We start from the raw sequence: 18,844 nt of genomic DNA on the forward strand, positions 1-18,844 counted from the left end.
GAAGGACTGGTAAGCCCGTCGAATCCTCGTTTCTGTCCACAACCCGGGCATCCCTCATCCGGGGGATCGCTGGGTCCGAGCAGAAGTGAGAGTCGACGGATGGAGTTCACGCAATGAGCCCACGCCGGAAGCCAACGGCTACGGCGTGGGCTCTGCTTCTTGCCTGAAGCTTCGCCAGGAGATGGCGGACGTGCGACTTGACCGTCTCCTCCGACAGGAAGAGCTGCTGGCCGATCTCGCGGTTCACGAGGCCGTCCGCGACGAGCTGGAGCACCTGGATCTCACGCGCCGTCGGCTCCTGCTCGAGCTCACGTAGAGCAGGGGGCGGGGTGAAGGGGATCACAGCCCCCGTCCGGTTCGAATTCCGGCGCGCCGCAGCCGCCTCGAACCGGCGGCTGTGGTCGCGATAACGGTTCAGGATCTCCCTACGCTCCGCGGCGTCCACTCAATGCGTATCGGCGCGGGCGCCAACTCGCTTTAGCGGGGTGAGGACGCATGCCTCGAACGGGGGATGCCCGCTCTCCGCGGGACGTCTCGGCTTGCCGGGGCGGACCGTCCACCGTACGCTGTCGGGCTGTGTGGAGCGGCCGTTCCTCGAAGTGCCGTCGTTCACTCCGCCCCTCCGAACAACGTGGCGAATCCGACGTCCAACTAGCTGGGCGGCTCCATCCACACGCCCACCCCGCAGGGAAAGGAGAAAGAGGAACCCATGAGTCGAATTGAAAGGCGATGGCGCCTCGGTGTGCTCGCCGGCCTCGTAGCGATCGTGGCTGCGTCCCTCGGTGCCGGCGCAGGGCAGTCCGCGTCCGGAGCCACGTCCGGCACGATCGTCGCCGGGACGACGGACACGGTGACGAACCTCGACCCGGCCGGCAACTACGACTACGGGTCGGCAACGCTCGGCTACAACGTCTACGAGCACCTGTACGACGCCAGGAACGGAGCCAGGGTCGTGCCGTCGCTCGCGACGCGATGCGCGCCGGTCGGCACCGTCAAGACCTGGCGCTGTGCTCTGCGCCGGGGCGTGACGTTCCACGACGGCTCGGCGTTCGACTCGGCCGACGTGAAGCATTCGTTCGACCGCGTGATCAAGATCAACGACCCCTCCGGGATCTCGTCGCTGCTTTCGAACTTGCGCAGCGTCACGACCAACGGGCCGAACGCGGTGACGTTCAACCTCAAGAAGCCGCAGTCGACCTGGCCGTTGATCCTCGCATCCGGCGCCGGCGGCATCGTGCCGAGCAGCTACCCGGCCGACAAGCTGCAGGCGAACAACCAGCCGCAGGTCGGGACGGGCCCGTATCGGATCGTCAGGTACACGCCCGGTCAGCAGGCAGTTCTCGAGCGGTACGACGACTACTGGAGCGCCCCGGCGAAGAACGAGAGCCTGATCCTCCGGTACTACTCGAAGTCGTCCACCATGAAGCTCGGGCTCGAGCGTGGCGAGATCGACATGGCGTACCAGACGTTCACGCCGACGGAGCTCGTCTCGCTGGCGGAGAACAAGAACCTCACCGTGTTCCAGGGACAGGGCGCGGCAATCCGGTACATCGTGATGAACGTCCAGCGGCCACCGTTCAACAATGTCGCGGTCCGCAGGGCGGTGGCGTACATGATCCCGCGGCAGTCGATCGCGTCGAGGGTCTACCGCGGCACGGTCAAGCCGCTCTTCTCGATGCCTCCGGCCGGCCTGCCCGGCCACGTCGACGCATTCGCGTCGGTGTACGGGCGTGCGCCGAACGTCGCAAAGGCGAAGGCGGCGCTGCAGAGCGCCGGCGTGGCGATGCCGATGCCGATCGAGCTGTGGTGGACACCCACCCACTACGGTGACGCGTCGGCCGACGAGTACGCGGAGATCAAGCGCGGACTCGAGCGCGGCGGCGTCTTCAAGGTCACGCTGAAGTCCGCAGAGTGGGCGCAGTACAGCGATGCGCTCGGCAAGCAGTACAACGCGTTCCAGCTCGGCTGGTTCCCGGACTATCCGGACCCCGAGAACTACGTCCTGTCCTTCTACCAGAAGGACAACTTCACCTCGAACGGCTACGCCAGCCCGCGAATGACCAGGCTCCTGAACGCAGAGCAGGCGGCCAAGACGCAGGCCCAGCGCCTCTCGATCATCCGGCAGATCCAGTTGCTCGCCGCGAGAGACGTCCCGGTCATCCCCGTCTGGCAGGGCAACATGATCGCGGCTGCGCGGAAGAACGTGCGCGGAATCCCGAGCACGCTGGACGCGGCCTTCATCATGCGCTTCTGGAAGCTGTCGAAGCCGTAGGGCGACCCATCGGGGGGAGGGGCGCCTCGCCGGGCCCCCTCCCCCGAGGGCCGACCTGCAGCCGTTCATCTAGGGTTGACGGTCGGCGTGGCGACCGTCGCCACGAACCGCACGGGGCGTCCATTGGCCGGTAGCAGAGGGACTTCGCTCAGACGGTACGCGCTCACGCGACTCGCGCTGGTCGTGCCGATGATCCTGATCCTGCTGACCCTGGTGTTCCTGCTCATGCGGGTCGCTCCGGGCGACCCGATCACCGCGTCGCTCGGAGGCCACGTGCCTCCTGCCGTCGTCGACGAGATCAAGCAGGACCTCGGATTCGACCGGCCGATCTACCTGCAGTACCGCGACTACCTGTGGGACATCGGCCGGGGCGACTTCGGCACCACGATCACCGACCGGCGGCCGGTCGGCGACATCATCGTCGAGAACGGCACTGCGACCCTGGAGCTGACGTTCTTCGCGATGATCGTCGCGATCGTCGTGGGCGTCACGTTCGGCCTCCTGGCCGGCCGGTTCCGGGACACGTGGATCGACAGCGGCAGCCGCCTGTTCGGGATCCTGATCTACGCGACGCCCGTCTTCTTCCTCGGCCTGATGGCCCAGCTGTTCTTCGGCTCGTACCTGGGCTGGCTGCCCACCTCCGACCGCGCCAGCCCGATCACCGACGCCACGCTCGAGCTCCATACCCACATCTACACGATCGACACGCTCTGGAACGGCGACTGGGAGGCGTTCGTCGACGTGGTCAAGCATCTGATCCTGCCCGCGGTGACGCTCGGGCTCGTGACGGCGGGCGTGTTCATCCGGCTGGTGCGCGTCAACGTGATCAGGACGATGAAGGACGACTACATCGAGGCCGCGCGCGCCCGCGGCATCGACGAGCGCTCCGTCGTGTACCACCATGCGTTCCGCAACGCGCTCGTCCCCGTGATCACGGTCGTGGGCCTGACGGTCGCGCTCCTGCTCTCCGGGGCGGTGCTCACCGAGACGACGTTCAACTGGCCGGGCATCGGCAAGACGCTGATCGTGTACCTCCAGAACCGCGACTACGCCGCTGTCCAGGGGATCATCGTCGTGTTCGCGCTCATCGTCGTCCTGGCGAGCCTGATCATCGACTTCGTCAACGCATACATCGATCCCAGGATCAGGTACTGAACGGTGGCGGCGCGCGCGGAAACGGCGAGGGCTCCCGCCACGCGGAGGCTCGGCGGCGTGCGTCGGGCGTTCGGGCCGGTCACCGAGGCCCGGGGCATGGCGCGCACGATGCTCTGGGTCGGGGCGGGCATCAGCCTCGCGTTCGTGCTGATCGCGGTGCTCGCGCCGCTGATCGCCCCGTACGACTTCGACACGTTCCGGGCAGACGGGCAGCGATTCCCGCAGCTCGCGCCGCCGTCGTCAGACCATCTGATGGGCACGAACGTCCAGTCCACCGACGTTCTCTCGAGGCTCATCTGGGGCACCCAGACCGAGCTCAAGGTCGTGATCGTGTCACTCTTCTTCTCGATCGCCATCGGCGTCCCGCTCGGCCTCCTCTCCGGCTACTTCGGCGGGACGCTCGACCGCATCCTCGTCGTGATCATGGACGCGCTGTTCGTGTTCCCGTTCCTCCTGCTCGCGATCGTGATCGCGTTTCTCCTCGCCGACCGCGTCGGCCAGGGGATCCTCAGCGCCGCCATCGCGATCACCGTCGTCTACGTGCCGCTCTACTTCCGCGTCGTCCGCAACCATACGATCGCGATCCGCGAGGAGCCGTTCGTGGAGGCTGCGCGCGCGCTCGGAGCGCGGCCGTTCACGGTCATCCGCAAGTACGTCTTCTTCAACGTCGTCCAGAACGTCCCGCCGCTCGCCACGCTCAACGCCGCCGACGCGATCCTCACGCTGGCCGCACTCGGGTTCCTCGGCTACGGGATCCAGCCGAGCGCGGGAGCGGAGTGGGGCTACGACATCAACCGCGCCGTCTCGGACGCGTCGTCCGGGATCTGGTGGACGGGGCTGTTCCCCGGACTCGCGATCGTCCTCCTGGTGACCGGCCTCACGCTTCTCGGCGAAGGGCTCAACGAGACGGTCAACCCCGTGCTCCGCAAGCGCCCCGGCGTCAAGGTCGACCTCGAGCCGACGATCCAGGACCCGGAGACCCTGTGAGCTCCGGACCGGTCGTCTCGGTGCGCGACCTCCGCGTGTACTACGGCACGCCGCGCGGCACCGTCCGAGCCGTCGACCGGGTGTCGCTCGACATCGGCGAGGGCGAGGTACTGGGCCTGGTCGGGGAGTCGGGCTGCGGCAAGTCCAGCCTCGGCAGGGGGATCCTGGGCCTGCTCCCCGAGGGTGCCGTCTCCGACGGCGAGGTGCTGTACGGGGGACGGAACCTCGTCGGCATGAACGCGAAGGAGCTGCGGCGCCTCCGCGGGCCCGACCTGGGGCTGATCTTCCAGGAGCCGATGACCCGGCTCAACCCGCTGATGCGGATCGAGGACCACTTCCGCGAGACGCTCGAGCAGCACGAATCGGGGCTGACCGACCGCGAGATCCGCACGCGCTCGCTGGAGACGCTCGGGCAGATGGGCATCCCGCCGACCCGCTTCCGCCAGTACCCGCACGAGTTCTCCGGAGGGATGAGGCAGCGCATCATGATCGCGCTGGCGCTCGTGTTGCGGCCGAAGCTCCTCGTCGCCGACGAGCCAACGACGTCGCTCGACGTCATCGTCGAGGCGCAGATCCTGGGCATCCTCTCCGATCTGCGGCGCACCTTTGGCACCGCCCTGCTTCTCATCACGCACAACCTCGGGATCGTGGCCGAGGCCTGCGACCGCGTCGCCGTGATGTACGCGGGCAAGATCGCGGAGGAGGGGAATGCCGGCGACGTGTTCGCCGACCCCGCCCACCCCTACACCCGTGAGCTGCTGCGCTCGACGATCTCGCTCGAGACCGCGGAGCTCCACTCCATCCCGGGCGCGCCGCCGAACCTGATCGATCCGCCGCCGGCGTGTCGCTTCCACCCGCGCTGCCCGAGCGCGATGGTCGTGTGCGCCGACCGGGATCCCGTCGAGCAGATGCTCGACGACGACCGCCGGGTGCTCTGTTGGCTGCACGGGCCGGCGGAGCGAATCCCCGAAGGCGGGACGGAGCCACTCGAGCGCGAGGAGATCGCGGTTGCAGAGGAAGCCTGACGCGCCCGCGCGGAGCGACGTTCTCGTCTCCATCCGCGGGCTGAAGACGTACTACTCGCTTCGCGGCAGCTTTCTCGATCGCCTCGTCGGCCGGGAGGCCGGCTCCGTGAAGGCGGTGGACGATGTCTCCCTCGAGCTGCGGCGCGGCGAGGTTCTCGGGCTCGTCGGCGAGTCCGGCAGCGGCAAGACCACGCTCGGTCGCACGATTCTCGGGCTGGTATCCGCGACCGAGGGCAGCATCGAGTTCGAGGGGCGCGAGATCACCAAGCTGTCCGAGCGCGAGTTTCGCGCGCTGCGGCGTGAGATGCAGATCGTCTTCCAGGATCCCCATGCCTCGCTGAACCCCGCGATGACGATCGGGCAGCTCGTGGAGCACCCGCTCCAGATCCACGGCGTCGGCACGCGCACCGAGCGCCGGATACGGGTCGCCGAGACGCTGTCGACCGTCGGCCTCGATCCGCCCGAGCAGTTCATGGACAAGTACGCGTCGGACCTCTCGGGCGGCCAGAAGCAGCGGGTCGTGATCGCGCGGGCGATCATCCTGAACCCCGCGCTGCTTGTCGCGGACGAGCCGGTCTCGATGCTCGACATGAGCGTCAGGGCGAAGATTCTCGAGCTCATGCTGTACCTCAAGCGTGAGCTCAACCTCACGTACCTCTACATCACGCACGACCTCGCGACCGCGAAGTTCTTCTGCGACCGGATCGCGATCCTCTACCTCGGCAGGATCGTCGAGATCGGGCCGTCGGAGGCGATCTACGCCGACCCGAAGCACCCCTACACCAAGGCTCTCCTCCGTGCGATCCCCGATCCTGACCCGCACAGCAGCGTGCCGCGTGACCTGCCTCCGGGCGAGGTGCCCGACGCGGCGCGTCCGCCTCTCGGGTGCACGTTCCACCCGCGCTGCCCGATGGCGTTCGAGGTGTGCGGCTGGGAGACTCGCGACCTCCGGGACCTTCTGGAGGCGCGCTGGGCGCTCCAGGCGCAGGAGCGCTACGAGGCGGAGCAGGCGGTGATGGGCGACCTCACGACCCTGGAGGCGCCGGCCCCGCGCATCAGGCTCCATGCCGGCCGCGGGCGGACCGGCGCGGAGATGGCGGCGCTCCTGGAGGCGGTCCGGGACGACGCGCCCGACGCGCGCTTCTGGACGGGCGTGAAGCGGATCGTGGCCGACGGCGACCATGTCGAGATCGAGTGGTTCGACCCGATCCCCCCGCGCCCGCTCGAGGCGGGACCCACGACGGTCGAGTGCCACCTGTTCGACGACGACGCGCTCGCCGAGGCGGAGCGACGCCGCGGCCAGCGAGCCTCCCTCGACGCCGTTTCCTAGGCTGCCAGCGAGGCGAGCTCGCGGAGCGCCGCGAGCCTGCTCAGGGCCTGACCTTCGAGCTGGCGCACCCGCTCCCGCGTGAGATCGAGCTCGTGCCCGATCGCCTCGAGGGTCCACGGCTCGCCCTCGAACCCGAAGCGCAGCTCGAGGATCCGGCGCTCCCGCTCCGGCAGCGCGTCGAGCGCGCGTCGGACGCCCTGGCGCCGCAGCGACTCCTCGGCCTCGTCGAACGGGTCGGCCGCCTCGCGGTCGGCGAAGAGGTCCCCGAGCTCGCCCTCGTCGTCGGCTCCGACCGACTGGTTGAGCGAGACGGATGCGTGCGCGGCCCCCATCGCCTCCTCGACGTGCTGGATCGGCAGGCCGGTCGCCTCCGCGAGCTCCTCCTTCGTCGCCTCGCGGCCGAGCTCGACCTCGAGCCGGCGCGCGGCCCGCGAGAGCTTCTGCTGGCGCTCGACCACGTGCACGGGAACGCGGATCGTGCGCGCGTGGTTCGCGACCGCGCGCTGCACCGACTGGCGGATCCACCACGTGGCGTACGTCGAGAACTTGAAGCCGCGCCGCCAGTCGAACTTCTCGACCGCCCGGTTGAGGCCCAGCGTTCCCTCCTGGATCAGGTCGAGGAACGGGACGCCCAGGCCGCGGTAGCCCTTCGCGATCGAGACGACGAGCCGGAGGTTGGACTCGATCATGTGGCGCTTGGCGACCGGGTCTCCGCGCTCGATGCGCTTCGCGAGCTGCACCTCCTGCGCGGCGTTCAGCAGCTTGTGGCGGCCGACGTCGGCGAGGAACAGCTGGAGCGAGTCGGCGGCGCCGGAGAGGGACTCGCTCGCCCAGACCGCCGCCTCAGCGGCCTCCTTCGCCTTCTCCTCCTCGCTCTCCACGGGCGCGCCGATCTCGAGACCCATCGCCTCCAGCTCGCGCGTGACCTGCTCGACCTCCTCGTTGGCGAGCTCCTGCTCCGTGGTGAACGCCTCGAGCTCGGCAGGGTCGACCCAGCCGCGCTCCTCCGAGCGCTCCACGATGGACTTCAGCTGCTCCGTTTCGAAAAGCTCTATGAGCTGGTTCTGGGTCAAACCGGGATGTCAGTCCTTTCACGATCGCGGCGGAGCACAATCTCCCTGACTCTACGTGCCATCCTCCTGTCTTTCCACGGGATCGAGACGACAAACCGTGTCACAATCCCCGAACGAGTGCCTCGGGCGCCGTATTCCGCGGCTGGAGGCCGTTGCTTCCTCACGCGGGGCGGCCGAGTGCGCCCCGCTACTGACATGCTACGACGCTCGGCGGATGCTGGATGTTAGAGGTCATCCCTCCTGTTCAGCGCCGTGAACGGGTGCGCCGGCGTGGCTGGGCAGGGCCCTTGGCCCGCCTCTCCGCGAGCAGCTCGAGCGCCCGTTCCAGCGTGAGCCCTGCGACGTCTTCGCCGCGCCGCAGGCTCGCATTCGTCTCCCCGTCGGTGACATACGGGCCGAAGCGCCCGTCTTTCACGACGAGCGGCTTGCCGCTCGAAGGATCGGGCCCGAGCTCCTTGAGCGGGGGCTTGGGCGCGCCCCGGCCGCGGCGCTGCTTCGGCTGCGCGAGGATCTCCTCGGCCTGCTGCACCGTGAGCGTGAGCAGCTGCTCCTCCGACTCGAGGGAGCGGGTCTCGGAGCCCTTCTTCACGAAGGGGCCGTAGCGCCCGTTCGACACGACGATCTCCTGGCCGTCCGATCCCTCGAGCGTCCGGGGCAGCGAGAGGAGCGGCACCGCCTCCTCGAGGGTGACCGTCTCCGGCGTCATCGAGGCGAACAGGGACGCCGTGCGCGGCTTCTGCTCGTCGCCCTCCGGAAGGACCTCGGTCACGTACGGACCGAATCGACCGACGCGGACGACGATCTCCCGCCCCGTCTCCGGGTGCTCGCCGAGCGACCGCTCTGCGGCAGCGGGTGTCACGAGCAGCTCCTCGGCGCGCTCGGGCGTGAGCTCGTCCGGGGCCATGTCCTCCGACAGGCTCGCCCGCTCCTCGCCGCGCTCGAGGTAAGGGCCGTAGCGCCCGACACGAACGACGATGTCTGAGCGCGGGATCGCGATCGAGTTGACCTCGCGGGCGTCGATCCCCTCGAGATGGTCGGTGACGAGCGCGTGCAGCCCCGGGTCGCCGTCGCCGAAGTAGAAGCGCTTGAGCCACTCGACCCGCTCCTCGTCCCCGGCCGCGATCCGGTCGAGGTCACCTTCCAGGCGGGCGGTGAAGTCGTAGTCCACGAGTTGGTCGAAATGGCGTTCGAGGAGCTGCGTGACGGCGAAGGCGAGGAAGGTCGGGACCAGCGCCGTTCCCTTCTTGTAGACGTAGCCGCGGTCGAGGATCGTCGACATGATCGAGGCGTATGTCGACGGACGCCCGATCCCCCGCTCCTCCAGCGCCTTCACGAGGCTCGCCTCCGTGAACCGCGCGGGAGGGCTCGTCTCGTGGCCCTGCGCGTCGAGGCTCGAGGCCGAGAGCTCCTGGCCGACCGTCAGCGCAGGAAGCCTCCGCTCCTCGTCCTCCTCGGTGGGCTCGTCGCGTCCCGACGCGTAGGCGAGCATGAACCCCGGGAACGTGATCACCGTCCCGCTCGCGCGGAACGTCGCGTCGGTTCCGTCGGTGGTCGTCGCGCCGAGCTCGATCGAGACCGTCTGGCCCGCGGCGTCCTTCATCTGCGAGGCGATCGTCCGCTTGAAGATCAGGTCGTACAGGGCGAGCTCGTCGCGGTTGAGCTCGCGCGCGAGCTCGGCGGGCGTCCGGAAGACGTCCCCCGCCGGGCGAATCGCCTCGTGGGCCTCCTGCGCGTTCGCGACCGCGCGCTCGTAGCGCCGCGGCTCGTCGGGCACCGTCTCGGGGCCGTGCTCCCGTGCCGCGTGCGCACGGGCTGCCTTGAGCGCCGCGTCGGAGAGTGTCACCGAGTCGGTGCGCATGTACGTGATGTGCCCGTTCTCGTAGAGGCGCTGCGCAAGGCTCATCGTCGTCTGCGAGGAGAAGCGCAGCTTCCGGCTCGCCTCCTGCTGGAGCGTCGATGTCCGGAACGGTGCCGCGGGACGGCGCGTGTACGGCTTCTCGTCGACCTTCCGGACGGTGAACGGCCTCTCCTCGAGCGCCGTCGCCAGCGCCCGCGCGCGCTCCTCGTCGAGCACCAGCACCTCGGAGCCGACCCGGCCGTCCTCGCCGAAGTCCCGGCCCTGCGCGATCCTCGTCCCGTCCAGCGCCACCAGCCGCGCCTGGAAGTCACCCGGCTCGAACGTCCCCACGACGTCCCAGTAGCTCGCGGCGACGAACCGCCATCGATCCCATTCGCGCTCGACGACGAGCCGCGTGGCGACCGACTGGACGCGGCCGGCCGACAGGCGCGGCATCACCTTCTTCCAGAGGACCGGAGACACCTCGAACCCGTACAGGCGGTCGAGGATGCGCCGCGTCTCCTGGGCGTCCACGAGCCGCTCGTCGATGTCTCTCGTCTGGTCCAGCGCGCGCTCGATGGCGTCCTTCGTGATCTCGTGGAACACCATGCGCCGGACGGGGACCTTCGGCTTCAGCACCTCCCTCAGGTGCCAGGCGATCGCCTCCCCCTCCCGGTCCTCGTCGGTTGCGAGCAGGAGCTCGTCCGCGTCGCGGAGCTTCTGCTTGAGGTCGGAGACGACCCGCTTCTTGTCGGCGTCGACGATGTAGAGCGGCTGGAACCCGTTCTCGACGTCGACCCCCAGCTTCCCGAACTGCGCGCGCTGCTCCTTCGGCACGTCCGACGCCCGGTTGGGCAGGTCGCGGATGTGGCCGACGCTGGATTCGACCACGAAGTCGCCGCCGAGGTAGCCGGCAATCGTCCGCGCCTTGGCGGGCGATTCGACGATGACGAGGCGTGTCACGGAGACCGGACCACCGTGACGCTCCGTCGGATGCTCATGTCCTCATCCTGATTCGACCTCCATCGGCTCGACAGCGTAACGACCGTGTCGCGCGCCGCTTCGCGGGCGGCCCTGCGTATCCTGCGCGCGGATGGCGCATCCGCCGAGGCCCAGCTGGCTCTACGCCCTCGTCGCGGTGCTCAGCTGGCCGGTCGCCTTCCTCGTCCTGCGGCTGCGCTCGAGCGGCCGCGAGAACGTCCCGGACGGAGGATGCGTGCTGGCGGCGAACCACTGGTCGAACTTCGACCCGTGGCCGCTCGGCCTGCCGCTCTTCCCGCGCCGGTTTCTCCGTTTCATGGCCAAGAAGGAGCTGTTCTGGCCGCCGCTCGGCTGGATCGTGCGCTCGGGCGGGGGGTTCCGCGTCGATCGGGGCAGGCGCGACCAGCGGGCGATCGACACCGCCGTCGATCTCTGCCGAGCGGGTCACGTGGTCGTGATGTTCCCGGAGGGGACACGGCGGTCGAAGGGGATTCGCAAGCGCCACGACGCGCGCTGGCACACCGGGGCGGCGCGCATCGCTCTCGAGGCGGGAGTGCCTCTCGTACCCGCGGGGATCGCCGGCACCGAGCGACTCAGCCGACTCGGGCCTCTCCGCGTCGCCTACGGACCGCCGATCGAGACGGGAGACCTCGAGGCGCTCGAGGAAGCCGAGGCTGCACAGGTGGCGACCGACCGGCTGCGGGAGGCGATCACCACGCTCGAGCGTGCCGTCGGATCGACGCCTCCCGAGGAGGAGTCTTGACGCCGCGAAGCAGGGCGACACGGCGCCCGTTGCTCGTGATCGACGGCGACTCGTTCGCCCATCGCGCGTTCCACGCCCTGCCGCGCTCGATCCGGAGGGCGAACGGCCGGCCCGGGAATCTGCTCACGGGGCTGACGTCGATGGTCCTCCGGCTCTGGCAGGCCGAGCGCCCTCGGGCGGTGTTCGTCGGGTGGGACACGCTCACCGTGCCCACCTACCGGCACGAGCTGATGTCCGGCTACCAGGCAGGCCGTGAGTTCGATCCGGAGCTCCTCGAGCAGCTCGACCTCGCGCCCGCCCTGCTCGAGTCCGCCGGGATCGTCTGCGCGAAAGCGGCGGGCTTCGAGGCGGACGACTTCCTCGCCGCTGCGGTGGCGTCGGAGCGGGCAGCGGGCGGGACTTCGCTCGTCGCGACCTCGGACCGCGACGCCTTCCAGCTCGTGGCGGACGACGTCACGATCCTGCAGCCGGTACGGGGCGTGAGCGAGCTCGCGCGGATCCGGCCGGCCGACGTGCGCGAGCGCTACGGCGTCGAGCCCGAGCAGGTGCCGGACTTCATCGCGCTCAGAGGAGACCCGTCCGACAAGATCCCGGGCGCGCGCGGCGTGGGCGCGAAGACCGCTGCGTCGCTTCTGGCGGGGAACGGGAGCCTGGAGGCGCTCCTCGCCGCCGGACGGTTCTCGGCGGAGGCCGACGATCTGCGCATGTACCGGCACATCGCGACGCTCGATGCGACGGCGCCGGTTCCGCCCCTGCCCGACCGCGAGCCGGACTGGCACGCAGCGGCGGTCGCCGTCGACGAGCTCGGCCTGGGGCGGCTCGCGGGGCGGCTCGAGGAGGCCGCATCGAGCTGATCTCCCACCCGGCGCTTGCGCACCTGCACCCGACGGGGCACCATCACCATCCCGAGCGGCCCGAGCGTCTCGCCGTGCTGCTCGAGGCTCTCGGCGGGGCTCGACATGGACGCAGGGCGACCCGGGCGCAGATCGAGCGTGTCCACGATCCCGCCTACGTCGATCTGATCGCCTCGCTCGACGAGGAGACGTGGCTCGACGGCGACACGCTGGGCGGCCCGACATCGTGGGAGGCTGCGCGGCTGGCGGCGGGGTGCGCGATCGAGGCGGTCGAGGACGGCGGGTTCGCGCTCGTCCGTCCGCCGGGACATCATGCGCTGCACGGTCATGCGATGGGCTTCTGCCTGTTCGGCAATATCGCAGTCGCCGCCCGGTACGCGCAGGACGAGCTCGGCATCGAGCGCGTCGCGATCGTGGACTGGGACGTCCACCACGGGAACGGCACCGACGCGATCTTCCGCGGCGACGACTCGGTTCTCGCCGTGTCGCTCCACCAGTGGCCGTTCTACCCGGGGAGCGGTGGCCCGGGGACGAGCGACGAGTCGACACTGAACGTGCCCCTTCCGGAGGGCACCGGCGACGAGGACTATGCGGCCGCCTTCGCCGAGCTGGTCGAGCCGGCCGTAGAGGCCTTCGATCCGGAGCTCGTGCTCGTGTCGGCCGGCTTCGACGCTCACGTCGACGACCCGCTCGCCGGGATGGCGGTCACGGAGCGGGGCTTCACAGAGCTCGCGCGCCGTTCCGCGCAGCTCGGCCCTCGCGTCGCCGCAGTCCTCGAGGGCGGATACAACCTCGCCACCCTGCCGCGGCTCGTCGAAGCGGCGATCGCCGGCTTCGACGCCGCGTGACGCCCCGCTGTCGCGAGGCAATCAGAACGCCGGCGAGCGCCGGTCCGGCGCTCGCCGGGCGTCGCGCGGAAGCGGAAGTCAGCCGATCTCGGACGGGGTGGAGGTCGGCTGGGAGATCTCCTGCACGACCTCGCCGGTCTTCTTCTCCTTCGCCTCGAGCGCGACGTCGGCCTGGCTGAGCATGCCGACGAGCATGCCGTCCTCGACCACCGGCAGCCGTCGCACGCGATGGCGGGCCATCAGCTCCAGGGCGTCGTCGAGATCCTGGCTCGGCGTCGCCATCACCGGGTCGCGCGAAGCCACGTCACCCACCTGGGCGGTGTTCCCGTCGAGCCCCTCGGCGACGGCGCGCACGACGATGTCGCGGTCGGTGAGCATTCCCACGAGCCGTCCCCCCTCGACCACCGGCACGGAGCCGTAGTCCCCGGTCTTCATCATCCGCGCCGCTTCCCGGAGCGCCTGCGACGGGGTCGCGGTCTCGACGCCCGGCGTCATGACCTCTCCAACAGTGGTTGTCATGCCTGTGCCTCCCGTCTTGTTGCAGGTCCTGTTCAGGCCATACCCGCGGCCACGAGCGCAAAACCCGGTGCGTGCGGCCGGGTCGTACTCCTGAGCCGTGAGCGGCTCCGCCGTCATCGGCCTCGTGCCGGGTACCGGATCACGGGATCGTCGCTCGAGCTGCTCGGCAACCGCGCGGTGGTCCGGCTCGAGGCGAACAAGGGCTGACCGAACGAGCCGGGCGTGCCTAGTCGGGGAGCAGCGGCACGATCAGCCCAGGGTCTCGCCCGAGAAGGACAGCGCGCACGATCGCCTTCGTCCCGAACCGGTCGCGGATCTCGTCGATCGCGGCGTCGATCGCGACACCTCTCGCGCCGTCGAACGGCAGCACGAGCTGGACCGCGCGTGAGCTCTCCAGGTTGGCGACGGCGATGCCGACCAGCGTGAGCCCCTGACGCTCGATCAGCGGCTTCGCCTCTGCCATCAGGCCTCGGGCCGTCATGAGGATCACGTTCGTCTCGGCCGTCGCCCACGGCAGCGTGTGCGAGCGAGTGGCGCGCGAGAAGTCGTCGAAGCGGAGCCGGAGCACGACGGTGCGTCCCACCCGCCCGGCGCGTCGCATCCGGCCGGTCACCCGGTCGACGAGGCCGACGAGGGTCGCGTCGACCTCATCGTGCGACCTCGGCCGTCGCCCGAGCGCGCGCTGCGACCCGATCGAGCCGCGGCGGCGGCCGGTCTGCACCCGACGGCGATCACGGTTGTGGGCGAGGGCGTGGAGCTGGCGGCCGGAAGCCCGACCGAGCATCGAGACCAGCGCATCTTCCGCGAGCTGTGCGACCTCCCCGACGGTTCTGATGCCGCGCATGCGGAGCTTGGCCGCGGTCACGGCGCCGACGCCCCAGAGTCGTTCCACCGGCAAGGGATGGAGGAACTCGAGCTCGCGGTCCGGTGGCACGACGAGCAACCCGTCGGGCTTGGCGACCCCGCTCGCAACCTTGGCGAGGAACTTCGTCCTCGCCACCCCGATCGTGATGGGCAGACCGACCCGTTCGCGCACCTCGCTCCGCAACCGCACCGCGATCTCCGTCGGCGTCCCGGCGATCCGCCGCATCCCGCGGACGTCGAGGAATGCCTCGTCGATCGAGAGGCCCTCGACGAGGGGCGAGGCGTCCTCGAAGACGCGGAACATCGCCTTGCTGGCGTCGGAGTAGGCCGACATGCGGGGAGGGACGACGACTGCGTGCGGGCAGAGCCGACGGGCCTGGCGGCCCCCCATCGCCGTGCGCACTCCGTACGCCTTGGCCTCGTAGCTCGCCGCGAGGACGACGCCCGCGCCGACGATCACCGGCTGCCCGCGCAAACGAGGATCGTCCCGCTGCTCGACCGAGGCGTAGAACGAGTCGACGTCCGCGTGGAGGATCGTCGCGTCCATGCGAACATATGTTCGCATACTGCGCGCGGGATATCCTCGCCTGCATGGAACCCGCCGCGCCGCCATTCGGGTTGCAGGCCGACGGGGGTGAGCGGCTGACGTTCGGGGAGGTCACGATCCTGCTCAGGGTTTCCGCCGCGGCGACTGGCGGCCGCTTCACGCTCTTCGAGGAGGTACCGCCTCTCCTCGACACGCCGCTCCACGTGCACGCCAACGAGGACGAGCTGTTCTATGTGCTCGAAGGGGAGCACGTGTTCGAGGTCGGCGACGAAGAGTTCCATGCCGGGCCGGGAGGGCTCGTCTTTGCGCCGCGTGGCGTCCCGCACTCACAGCGGCGTCTGGTGCCGGGCGAGGGACGGTTGCTGATCCTGACGGCGCCGGGCGGGCTCGAGGGGTTCTTCCGCGAGCTCTCGGAGGCGCAGCGCGCAGGGACGCTCGGCCCGGAGGCATACGCGTCCGCGTCGGAGAAGCACGGGATCACCTGGCTCGGCGCCGGCTAGCTCGGCGCGAGCTCGAGACGGGCCGGCAGCTAGATGACGACGCTCACCGGGAATGTCGCAATCCACACGGCGGTGCCGGCGAACACGATGCACCCGACGACGAGCATCGCCTTGCGCAGGCCCGGAACGTCGAGCTTCGCGCTCATCCCCGCGAAGAACAGCGAGACCGAGAAGAGGACGACGGCGAGGATGTAGTTGGAGCCGCGCTGGATGTAGCGTCGGACCTCGGTCGCCGACTTCTCGGCCTCCGCGTCGAGCCGCTCCGCCTCCGCAGTCGACTCGAGCTTGTACGCCGGCATCGCAAACGGCGTCGGAGGGGCGGCCGCGTTCGTGAAGGGCCGCGTGGCGAGCCATGCTGTGAACGCCGGCTTGAACTCAGCGCGGAATCGGGCGCGGTAGAAGCCCGCAAGCTCATCGTCGCCGCCCGCCCGGGCGTCGACCCACTGGATGAACGTGGCCACGTCGACCTCCGTCTGTGCTTCCGCGAGGCTCGAGGCGCGCGCCGCGTCGATCCTGATCGCGTTCGTGCGGCTGGCCGCCTTCGCCTGCTCGCCGTTCCAACGGGTCGCCTGGTAGCCGCTCCACGCGATCGCGACCGCCGCCACCGAGAGCAGTACGGCCGCGACGATCTCCACCCGATCCCGCTTCGAGGCCTTGTGCGCCGCCGTCGCGCCCCGGTCCGTCACGAGCGCGTTGCCGACCCTTCCTCGTCGCAGGGCAACGGCGAGTCGTCACCCACGATCTCTCGCTCTTCCTCCAGCACGCCCAGCGTCCGTTCCATCGCAGTCGGCTTCAGCCCTCCGACTCCCTCGTGGAAGGGGGTGTCGAGTGACCGCAGCAGGAGGAGCATCGCGACGATCACGACGGTGACGGTGCCGATCAGGACGCCCTGGACGATCGCCCGCTCGCCGCTGTCGGCGAAGAAGATCATGAACCCGAAGATCAGCGCGGCGCTGAGGAACAGGACGAGCCAGAGGGGCGTCGGGATGATCCCCTCGGCAGGGTGGAGCCGATCGTTTCGCGCCTCCTCGCGGGCGGAGGTCTGGTCGAGCCACTTGTCGTAGGCCGACTGCTCCGACGATGCCCGGGGCTCGGTCGTCTTGAGCGTCCTGAAGAGGGCGACGCCCCACGGGTTGATCGCGTCGGTTCGGTTGCCCTGCTCCATCTGCGGCCACTCGCGTGAGACGACGTGGCGGGCGTAGCAGACGAGCTCGTCGGAGAGCCGGCGCCGCACCCCCTCGGGCAGGAACTGAGCGGTCTCGAACTGCTGTGCGACGACGAGGGCCTCGGACTCGGCCCCGCTCCGGGCTCCGTCGTAGCTCTCGAAGGCAAGGAACACCACGAACCCGAGCAGCACCGCGAACCCCGTCGCCAGCACGCCGAACACCCCTGCGGCTCTGTCGCCGTCGTTGAAGTAGCTCCCCTCGGGCGCGCCGCGTCGGACGAACAGGAGCACGCCGACCGCGACCCCCGCCGCGGCCACGATGACGAGCAGTGCCCAGACGAGGTTCACAGCGCGACGCTACTACGTCGCTCGTTCGGGACGTTCGTCATCCCTCCCCCGCCTGGTCACCGGATCGACCTCGCGGCCGTTCGATAGGCGCGTCGCCAGTCTGGACGAATCCGCCTGGGGGCTGCAATCGCGCTTCACCCGCATCGGACGATGCTCCACGGCCGCGGACGTGCGAGTGTCTCCCGAGCGTGAGTACGCCGAGTGAAGCGGCGAGAACGACCGCGCCCGGACGAGCCGGGCTCGTTCTGGTGTCGCTGATTCTGGTCGCCGCGGTCGCCAACCTCAACCTGGCGGTGGCCAACGTGGCGCTGCCGTCCATCGCCGAGGCGTTCGACTCCGGTCAGACTGCGCTCAACCTGATCGCGGTCGGATACTCCCTCGGGCTCGCCGCGTCGGTGCTCTACTTCGGCGCTCTCGGCGACCGCTACGGGCGCAAGCTGATGCTCCTCCTGGGGATGGCCCTCTCCATCCCGGCCTGCCTGCTCGCGGCGTGGGCGCCCTCCGACGAGGTCCTCTTCGCGGCGCGCGTGCTCGGCGGGCTTTCCGCCGGGATGGCGTTCCCGACGACGTTGGCTCTCATCACCGCCCTCTGGGCCGGCCCCGGGCGAACCAGGTCGATCGCCCTCTGGTCCGGCATCGGAGGCGCGATCTCCTCCCTGGGTCCCGTGCTCGCGGGGGCGCTGCTCGAGCACTTCTGGTGGGGCTCGGTCTTCCTGGTCACGCTCCCGCTCGCCGCGGTAGCTCTGGTGATGGCGTTTCTCTTCGTCCCGAGTCACGTCAACGAGGCAACAGATCCCGTCGACAATCTCGGCGGGATCCTGTCGGTCGTCCTGGTCGCGGCCCTCGTCCTGGCGATCAACTTCGCCGCCCTTCCGAGCAGAGGAGCCCTGACGCTCGGCCTGGGTGCGATCGCCCTCGCTGCGCTGATCGCCTTCCTGTTCCGGCAGCGACGCGCGACGAACCCCCTGTACGACCTCGCGGTCGCCGGGCGCCGCGTCTTCTGGGTGGCGGCGTGTGCGGGCGTCATCGTTTTCGGGACGCTGATGGGCGCCATGTACGTCGGGCAGCAGTTCCTCCAGAACGTGCTCGGCTACTCGACCCTCGAGGCCGGCCTCTCGATCCTGCCGGCGGCCGCGCTCATGGTCCTGATCGCACCGCGTTCGGCCAAGCTCGTCGATGCCCGAGGCGCTCGGGTCACGCTGCTCACCGGCTACGTGTTCTGCCTGCTCGGCTTCCTGACGATGCTCCTGCTCTGGAACGAGGGGATTGCCTACTGGAAGATCGGCCTCGCCTACGCGCTCGTCGGAGCCGGTGTCGGGTTCGCCGGCACTCCCGCGTCACACTCGCTCACCGGTTCCGTGCCCGTGACGCGGGCGGGGATGGCGTCGGGGACGGCTGACCTCCAGCGCGACCTGGGCGGGGCGATCATGCAGTCGATCCTCGGGGCGCTCCTCACGGCGGGCTATGCGTCGGCAATCGGGGCCGCGGTCGCTGCCGCGCCGAACAGGCAGGACATCACGGACGGCGTCGCGAGTCAGCTGACGAAGTCCTTCGCCGGCGCCGAAGCGGTCGCCCAGCAACACCCGCAGTACGCGAGCGAGATCACCGCCGCTGCAAAGGAATCCTTCCTCGACGGCGCGGACTGGGCCTACACCGCGGGCATCGCTGCAATCCTGCTCGGCGCCGTGGTCGTCTTCTTCCTCTTCCCCAGGCGTGAGGCCGAGGAGCGGCTGCTCGCCCGGTACCACGCGGAGGACACCGGTGCCGCGGTGGGCC

18 protein-coding genes are annotated in these 18,844 nt (G+C 69.8%); 11 read left to right on the plus strand and 7 right to left on the minus strand.

The window, feature by feature from the left end; translation table 11 throughout:
* Window positions 1-106 precede the first annotated feature (106 nt).
* Window positions 107-247, minus strand: coding sequence for a response regulator transcription factor (locus VFO26_RS17945; RefSeq protein ID WP_349259093.1), 141 nt, complete (start codon window positions 245-247; stop codon window positions 107-109).
* Between VFO26_RS17945 and VFO26_RS15150 the strand changes: the two genes are divergently transcribed.
* The 6 genes from VFO26_RS15150 to VFO26_RS15175 all read left to right on the plus strand — a co-directional run bounded on the left by VFO26_RS15150 (window position 191) and on the right by VFO26_RS15175 (window position 6,769).
* Window positions 191-316 (plus strand): hypothetical protein, encoded by a 126-nt coding sequence (locus tag VFO26_RS15150; RefSeq protein ID WP_325115893.1) that lies wholly within the window; start codon window positions 191-193, stop codon window positions 314-316. The two genes, VFO26_RS17945 and VFO26_RS15150, sit on opposite strands and share 57 nt — an antisense overlap.
* A 393-nt stretch (window positions 317-709) precedes the next feature.
* A complete protein-coding gene (locus tag VFO26_RS15155) occupies window positions 710-2,272 on the plus strand; it encodes an ABC transporter substrate-binding protein (RefSeq protein WP_325115894.1) in 1,563 nt (520 codons plus the stop codon).
* Between the two features lie 87 nt (window positions 2,273-2,359).
* On the plus strand, window positions 2,360-3,427 hold the full coding sequence (locus VFO26_RS15160; RefSeq protein WP_325115895.1) for an ABC transporter permease: 1,068 nt from the start codon (window positions 2,360-2,362) through the stop codon (window positions 3,425-3,427).
* 57 nt (window positions 3,428-3,484) lie between these two features.
* Window positions 3,485-4,414 carry an ABC transporter permease gene (locus tag VFO26_RS15165; protein ID WP_325115896.1) on the plus strand — a complete coding sequence of 310 codons (930 nt, stop codon included), beginning with the start codon at window positions 3,485-3,487 and terminating at the stop codon, window positions 4,412-4,414.
* The gene (locus VFO26_RS15170; RefSeq protein WP_325115897.1) at window positions 4,411-5,439 is read left to right on the plus strand and encodes an ABC transporter ATP-binding protein; all 1,029 of its coding nucleotides are present in this window, start codon (window positions 4,411-4,413) and stop codon (window positions 5,437-5,439) included. The genes VFO26_RS15165 and VFO26_RS15170 overlap by 4 nt, the downstream gene beginning before the upstream one ends.
* On the plus strand, window positions 5,423-6,769 hold the full coding sequence (locus VFO26_RS15175; protein WP_325115898.1) for an ABC transporter ATP-binding protein: 1,347 nt from the start codon (window positions 5,423-5,425) through the stop codon (window positions 6,767-6,769). The genes VFO26_RS15170 and VFO26_RS15175 overlap by 17 nt, the downstream gene beginning before the upstream one ends.
* On the opposite strand, the gene VFO26_RS15180 is transcribed toward VFO26_RS15175, so the two are convergent.
* Both VFO26_RS15180 and topA read right to left on the minus strand, forming a co-directional pair.
* Complete coding sequence (locus VFO26_RS15180) at window positions 6,766-7,842, minus strand: sigma-70 family RNA polymerase sigma factor (RefSeq protein WP_325115899.1); 1,077 nt, start codon at window positions 7,840-7,842, stop codon at window positions 6,766-6,768. The genes VFO26_RS15175 and VFO26_RS15180 overlap by 4 nt on opposite strands.
* Before the next feature lie 244 nt (window positions 7,843-8,086).
* Window positions 8,087-10,642, minus strand: a complete 2,556-nt coding sequence (gene topA, locus VFO26_RS15185) for a type I DNA topoisomerase (protein ID WP_325115900.1) — start codon at window positions 10,640-10,642, stop codon at window positions 8,087-8,089.
* 130 nt (window positions 10,643-10,772) lie between these two features.
* On the opposite strand from topA, the gene VFO26_RS15190 reads away from it, so the two are divergent.
* The 3 genes from VFO26_RS15190 to VFO26_RS15200 are packed head-to-tail and all read left to right on the plus strand — an operon-like array spanning window position 10,773 to window position 13,125.
* Window positions 10,773-11,423, plus strand: coding sequence for a lysophospholipid acyltransferase family protein (locus tag VFO26_RS15190; RefSeq protein ID WP_325115901.1), 651 nt, complete (start codon window positions 10,773-10,775; stop codon window positions 11,421-11,423).
* Window positions 11,420-12,277: a 5'-3' exonuclease gene (locus VFO26_RS15195; RefSeq protein ID WP_325115902.1), complete on the plus strand. Its 858-nt coding sequence runs from the start codon at window positions 11,420-11,422 to the stop codon at window positions 12,275-12,277. Before VFO26_RS15190 ends, VFO26_RS15195 begins: the two co-directional genes overlap by 4 nt.
* Window positions 12,278-12,300: 23 nt before the next feature.
* Window positions 12,301-13,125 carry a histone deacetylase gene (locus VFO26_RS15200; protein WP_325115909.1) on the plus strand — a complete coding sequence of 275 codons (825 nt, stop codon included), beginning with the start codon at window positions 12,301-12,303 and terminating at the stop codon, window positions 13,123-13,125.
* A 78-nt stretch (window positions 13,126-13,203) separates the two neighbouring features.
* Here VFO26_RS15200 and VFO26_RS15205 read toward each other — a convergent pair whose 3' ends face one another.
* Window positions 13,204-13,644, minus strand: a complete 441-nt coding sequence (locus tag VFO26_RS15205) for a CBS domain-containing protein (protein WP_325115903.1) — start codon at window positions 13,642-13,644, stop codon at window positions 13,204-13,206.
* A gap of 226 nt (window positions 13,645-13,870) precedes the next feature.
* On the minus strand, window positions 13,871-15,055 hold the full coding sequence (gene dinB / locus VFO26_RS15210; RefSeq protein WP_325115904.1) for a DNA polymerase IV: 1,185 nt from the start codon (window positions 15,053-15,055) through the stop codon (window positions 13,871-13,873).
* 44 nt (window positions 15,056-15,099) lie between these two features.
* On the opposite strand from dinB, the gene VFO26_RS15215 reads away from it, so the two are divergent.
* Window positions 15,100-15,555 carry a cupin domain-containing protein gene (locus VFO26_RS15215; protein WP_325115905.1) on the plus strand — a complete coding sequence of 152 codons (456 nt, stop codon included), beginning with the start codon at window positions 15,100-15,102 and terminating at the stop codon, window positions 15,553-15,555.
* A 29-nt stretch (window positions 15,556-15,584) separates the two neighbouring features.
* On the opposite strand, the gene VFO26_RS15220 is transcribed toward VFO26_RS15215, so the two are convergent.
* On the minus strand, window positions 15,585-16,241 hold the full coding sequence (locus VFO26_RS15220) for a hypothetical protein (protein WP_325115906.1): 657 nt from the start codon (window positions 16,239-16,241) through the stop codon (window positions 15,585-15,587).
* Window positions 16,238-17,068, minus strand: coding sequence for a hypothetical protein (locus VFO26_RS15225; RefSeq protein WP_325115907.1), 831 nt, complete (start codon window positions 17,066-17,068; stop codon window positions 16,238-16,240). Before VFO26_RS15225 ends, VFO26_RS15220 begins: the two co-directional genes overlap by 4 nt.
* A 188-nt stretch (window positions 17,069-17,256) precedes the next feature.
* Here VFO26_RS15225 and VFO26_RS15230 point away from each other — a divergent pair.
* Window positions 17,257-18,844, plus strand: a 1,588-nt coding sequence (locus VFO26_RS15230) for an MFS transporter (protein WP_349259092.1), incomplete at its 3' end; no start/stop codon positions are given.

Origin of the sequence: Gaiella sp., from assembly GCF_035710885.1 — a bacterium.
Lineage (GTDB): Bacteria > Actinomycetota > Thermoleophilia > Gaiellales > Gaiellaceae > Gaiella.

What these genes read in the sequence shown, in the direction of transcription:
- VFO26_RS15155 (WP_325115894.1), top strand. Translation starts at nt 710, where the DNA reads ATGAGTCGAATTGAAAGGCGATGGCGCCTCGGTGTGCTCGCCGGCCTC.
- VFO26_RS15190 (WP_325115901.1), top strand. Translation starts at nt 10,773, where the DNA reads ATGGCGCATCCGCCGAGGCCCAGCTGGCTCTACGCCCTCGTCGCGGTG.
- VFO26_RS15205 (WP_325115903.1), bottom strand. Translation starts at nt 13,644, where the DNA reads ATGACAACCACTGTTGGAGAGGTCATGACGCCGGGCGTCGAGACCGCG.
- dinB (WP_325115904.1), bottom strand. Translation starts at nt 15,055, where the DNA reads ATGGACGCGACGATCCTCCACGCGGACGTCGACTCGTTCTACGCCTCG.
- VFO26_RS15215 (WP_325115905.1), top strand. Translation starts at nt 15,100, where the DNA reads ATGGAACCCGCCGCGCCGCCATTCGGGTTGCAGGCCGACGGGGGTGAG.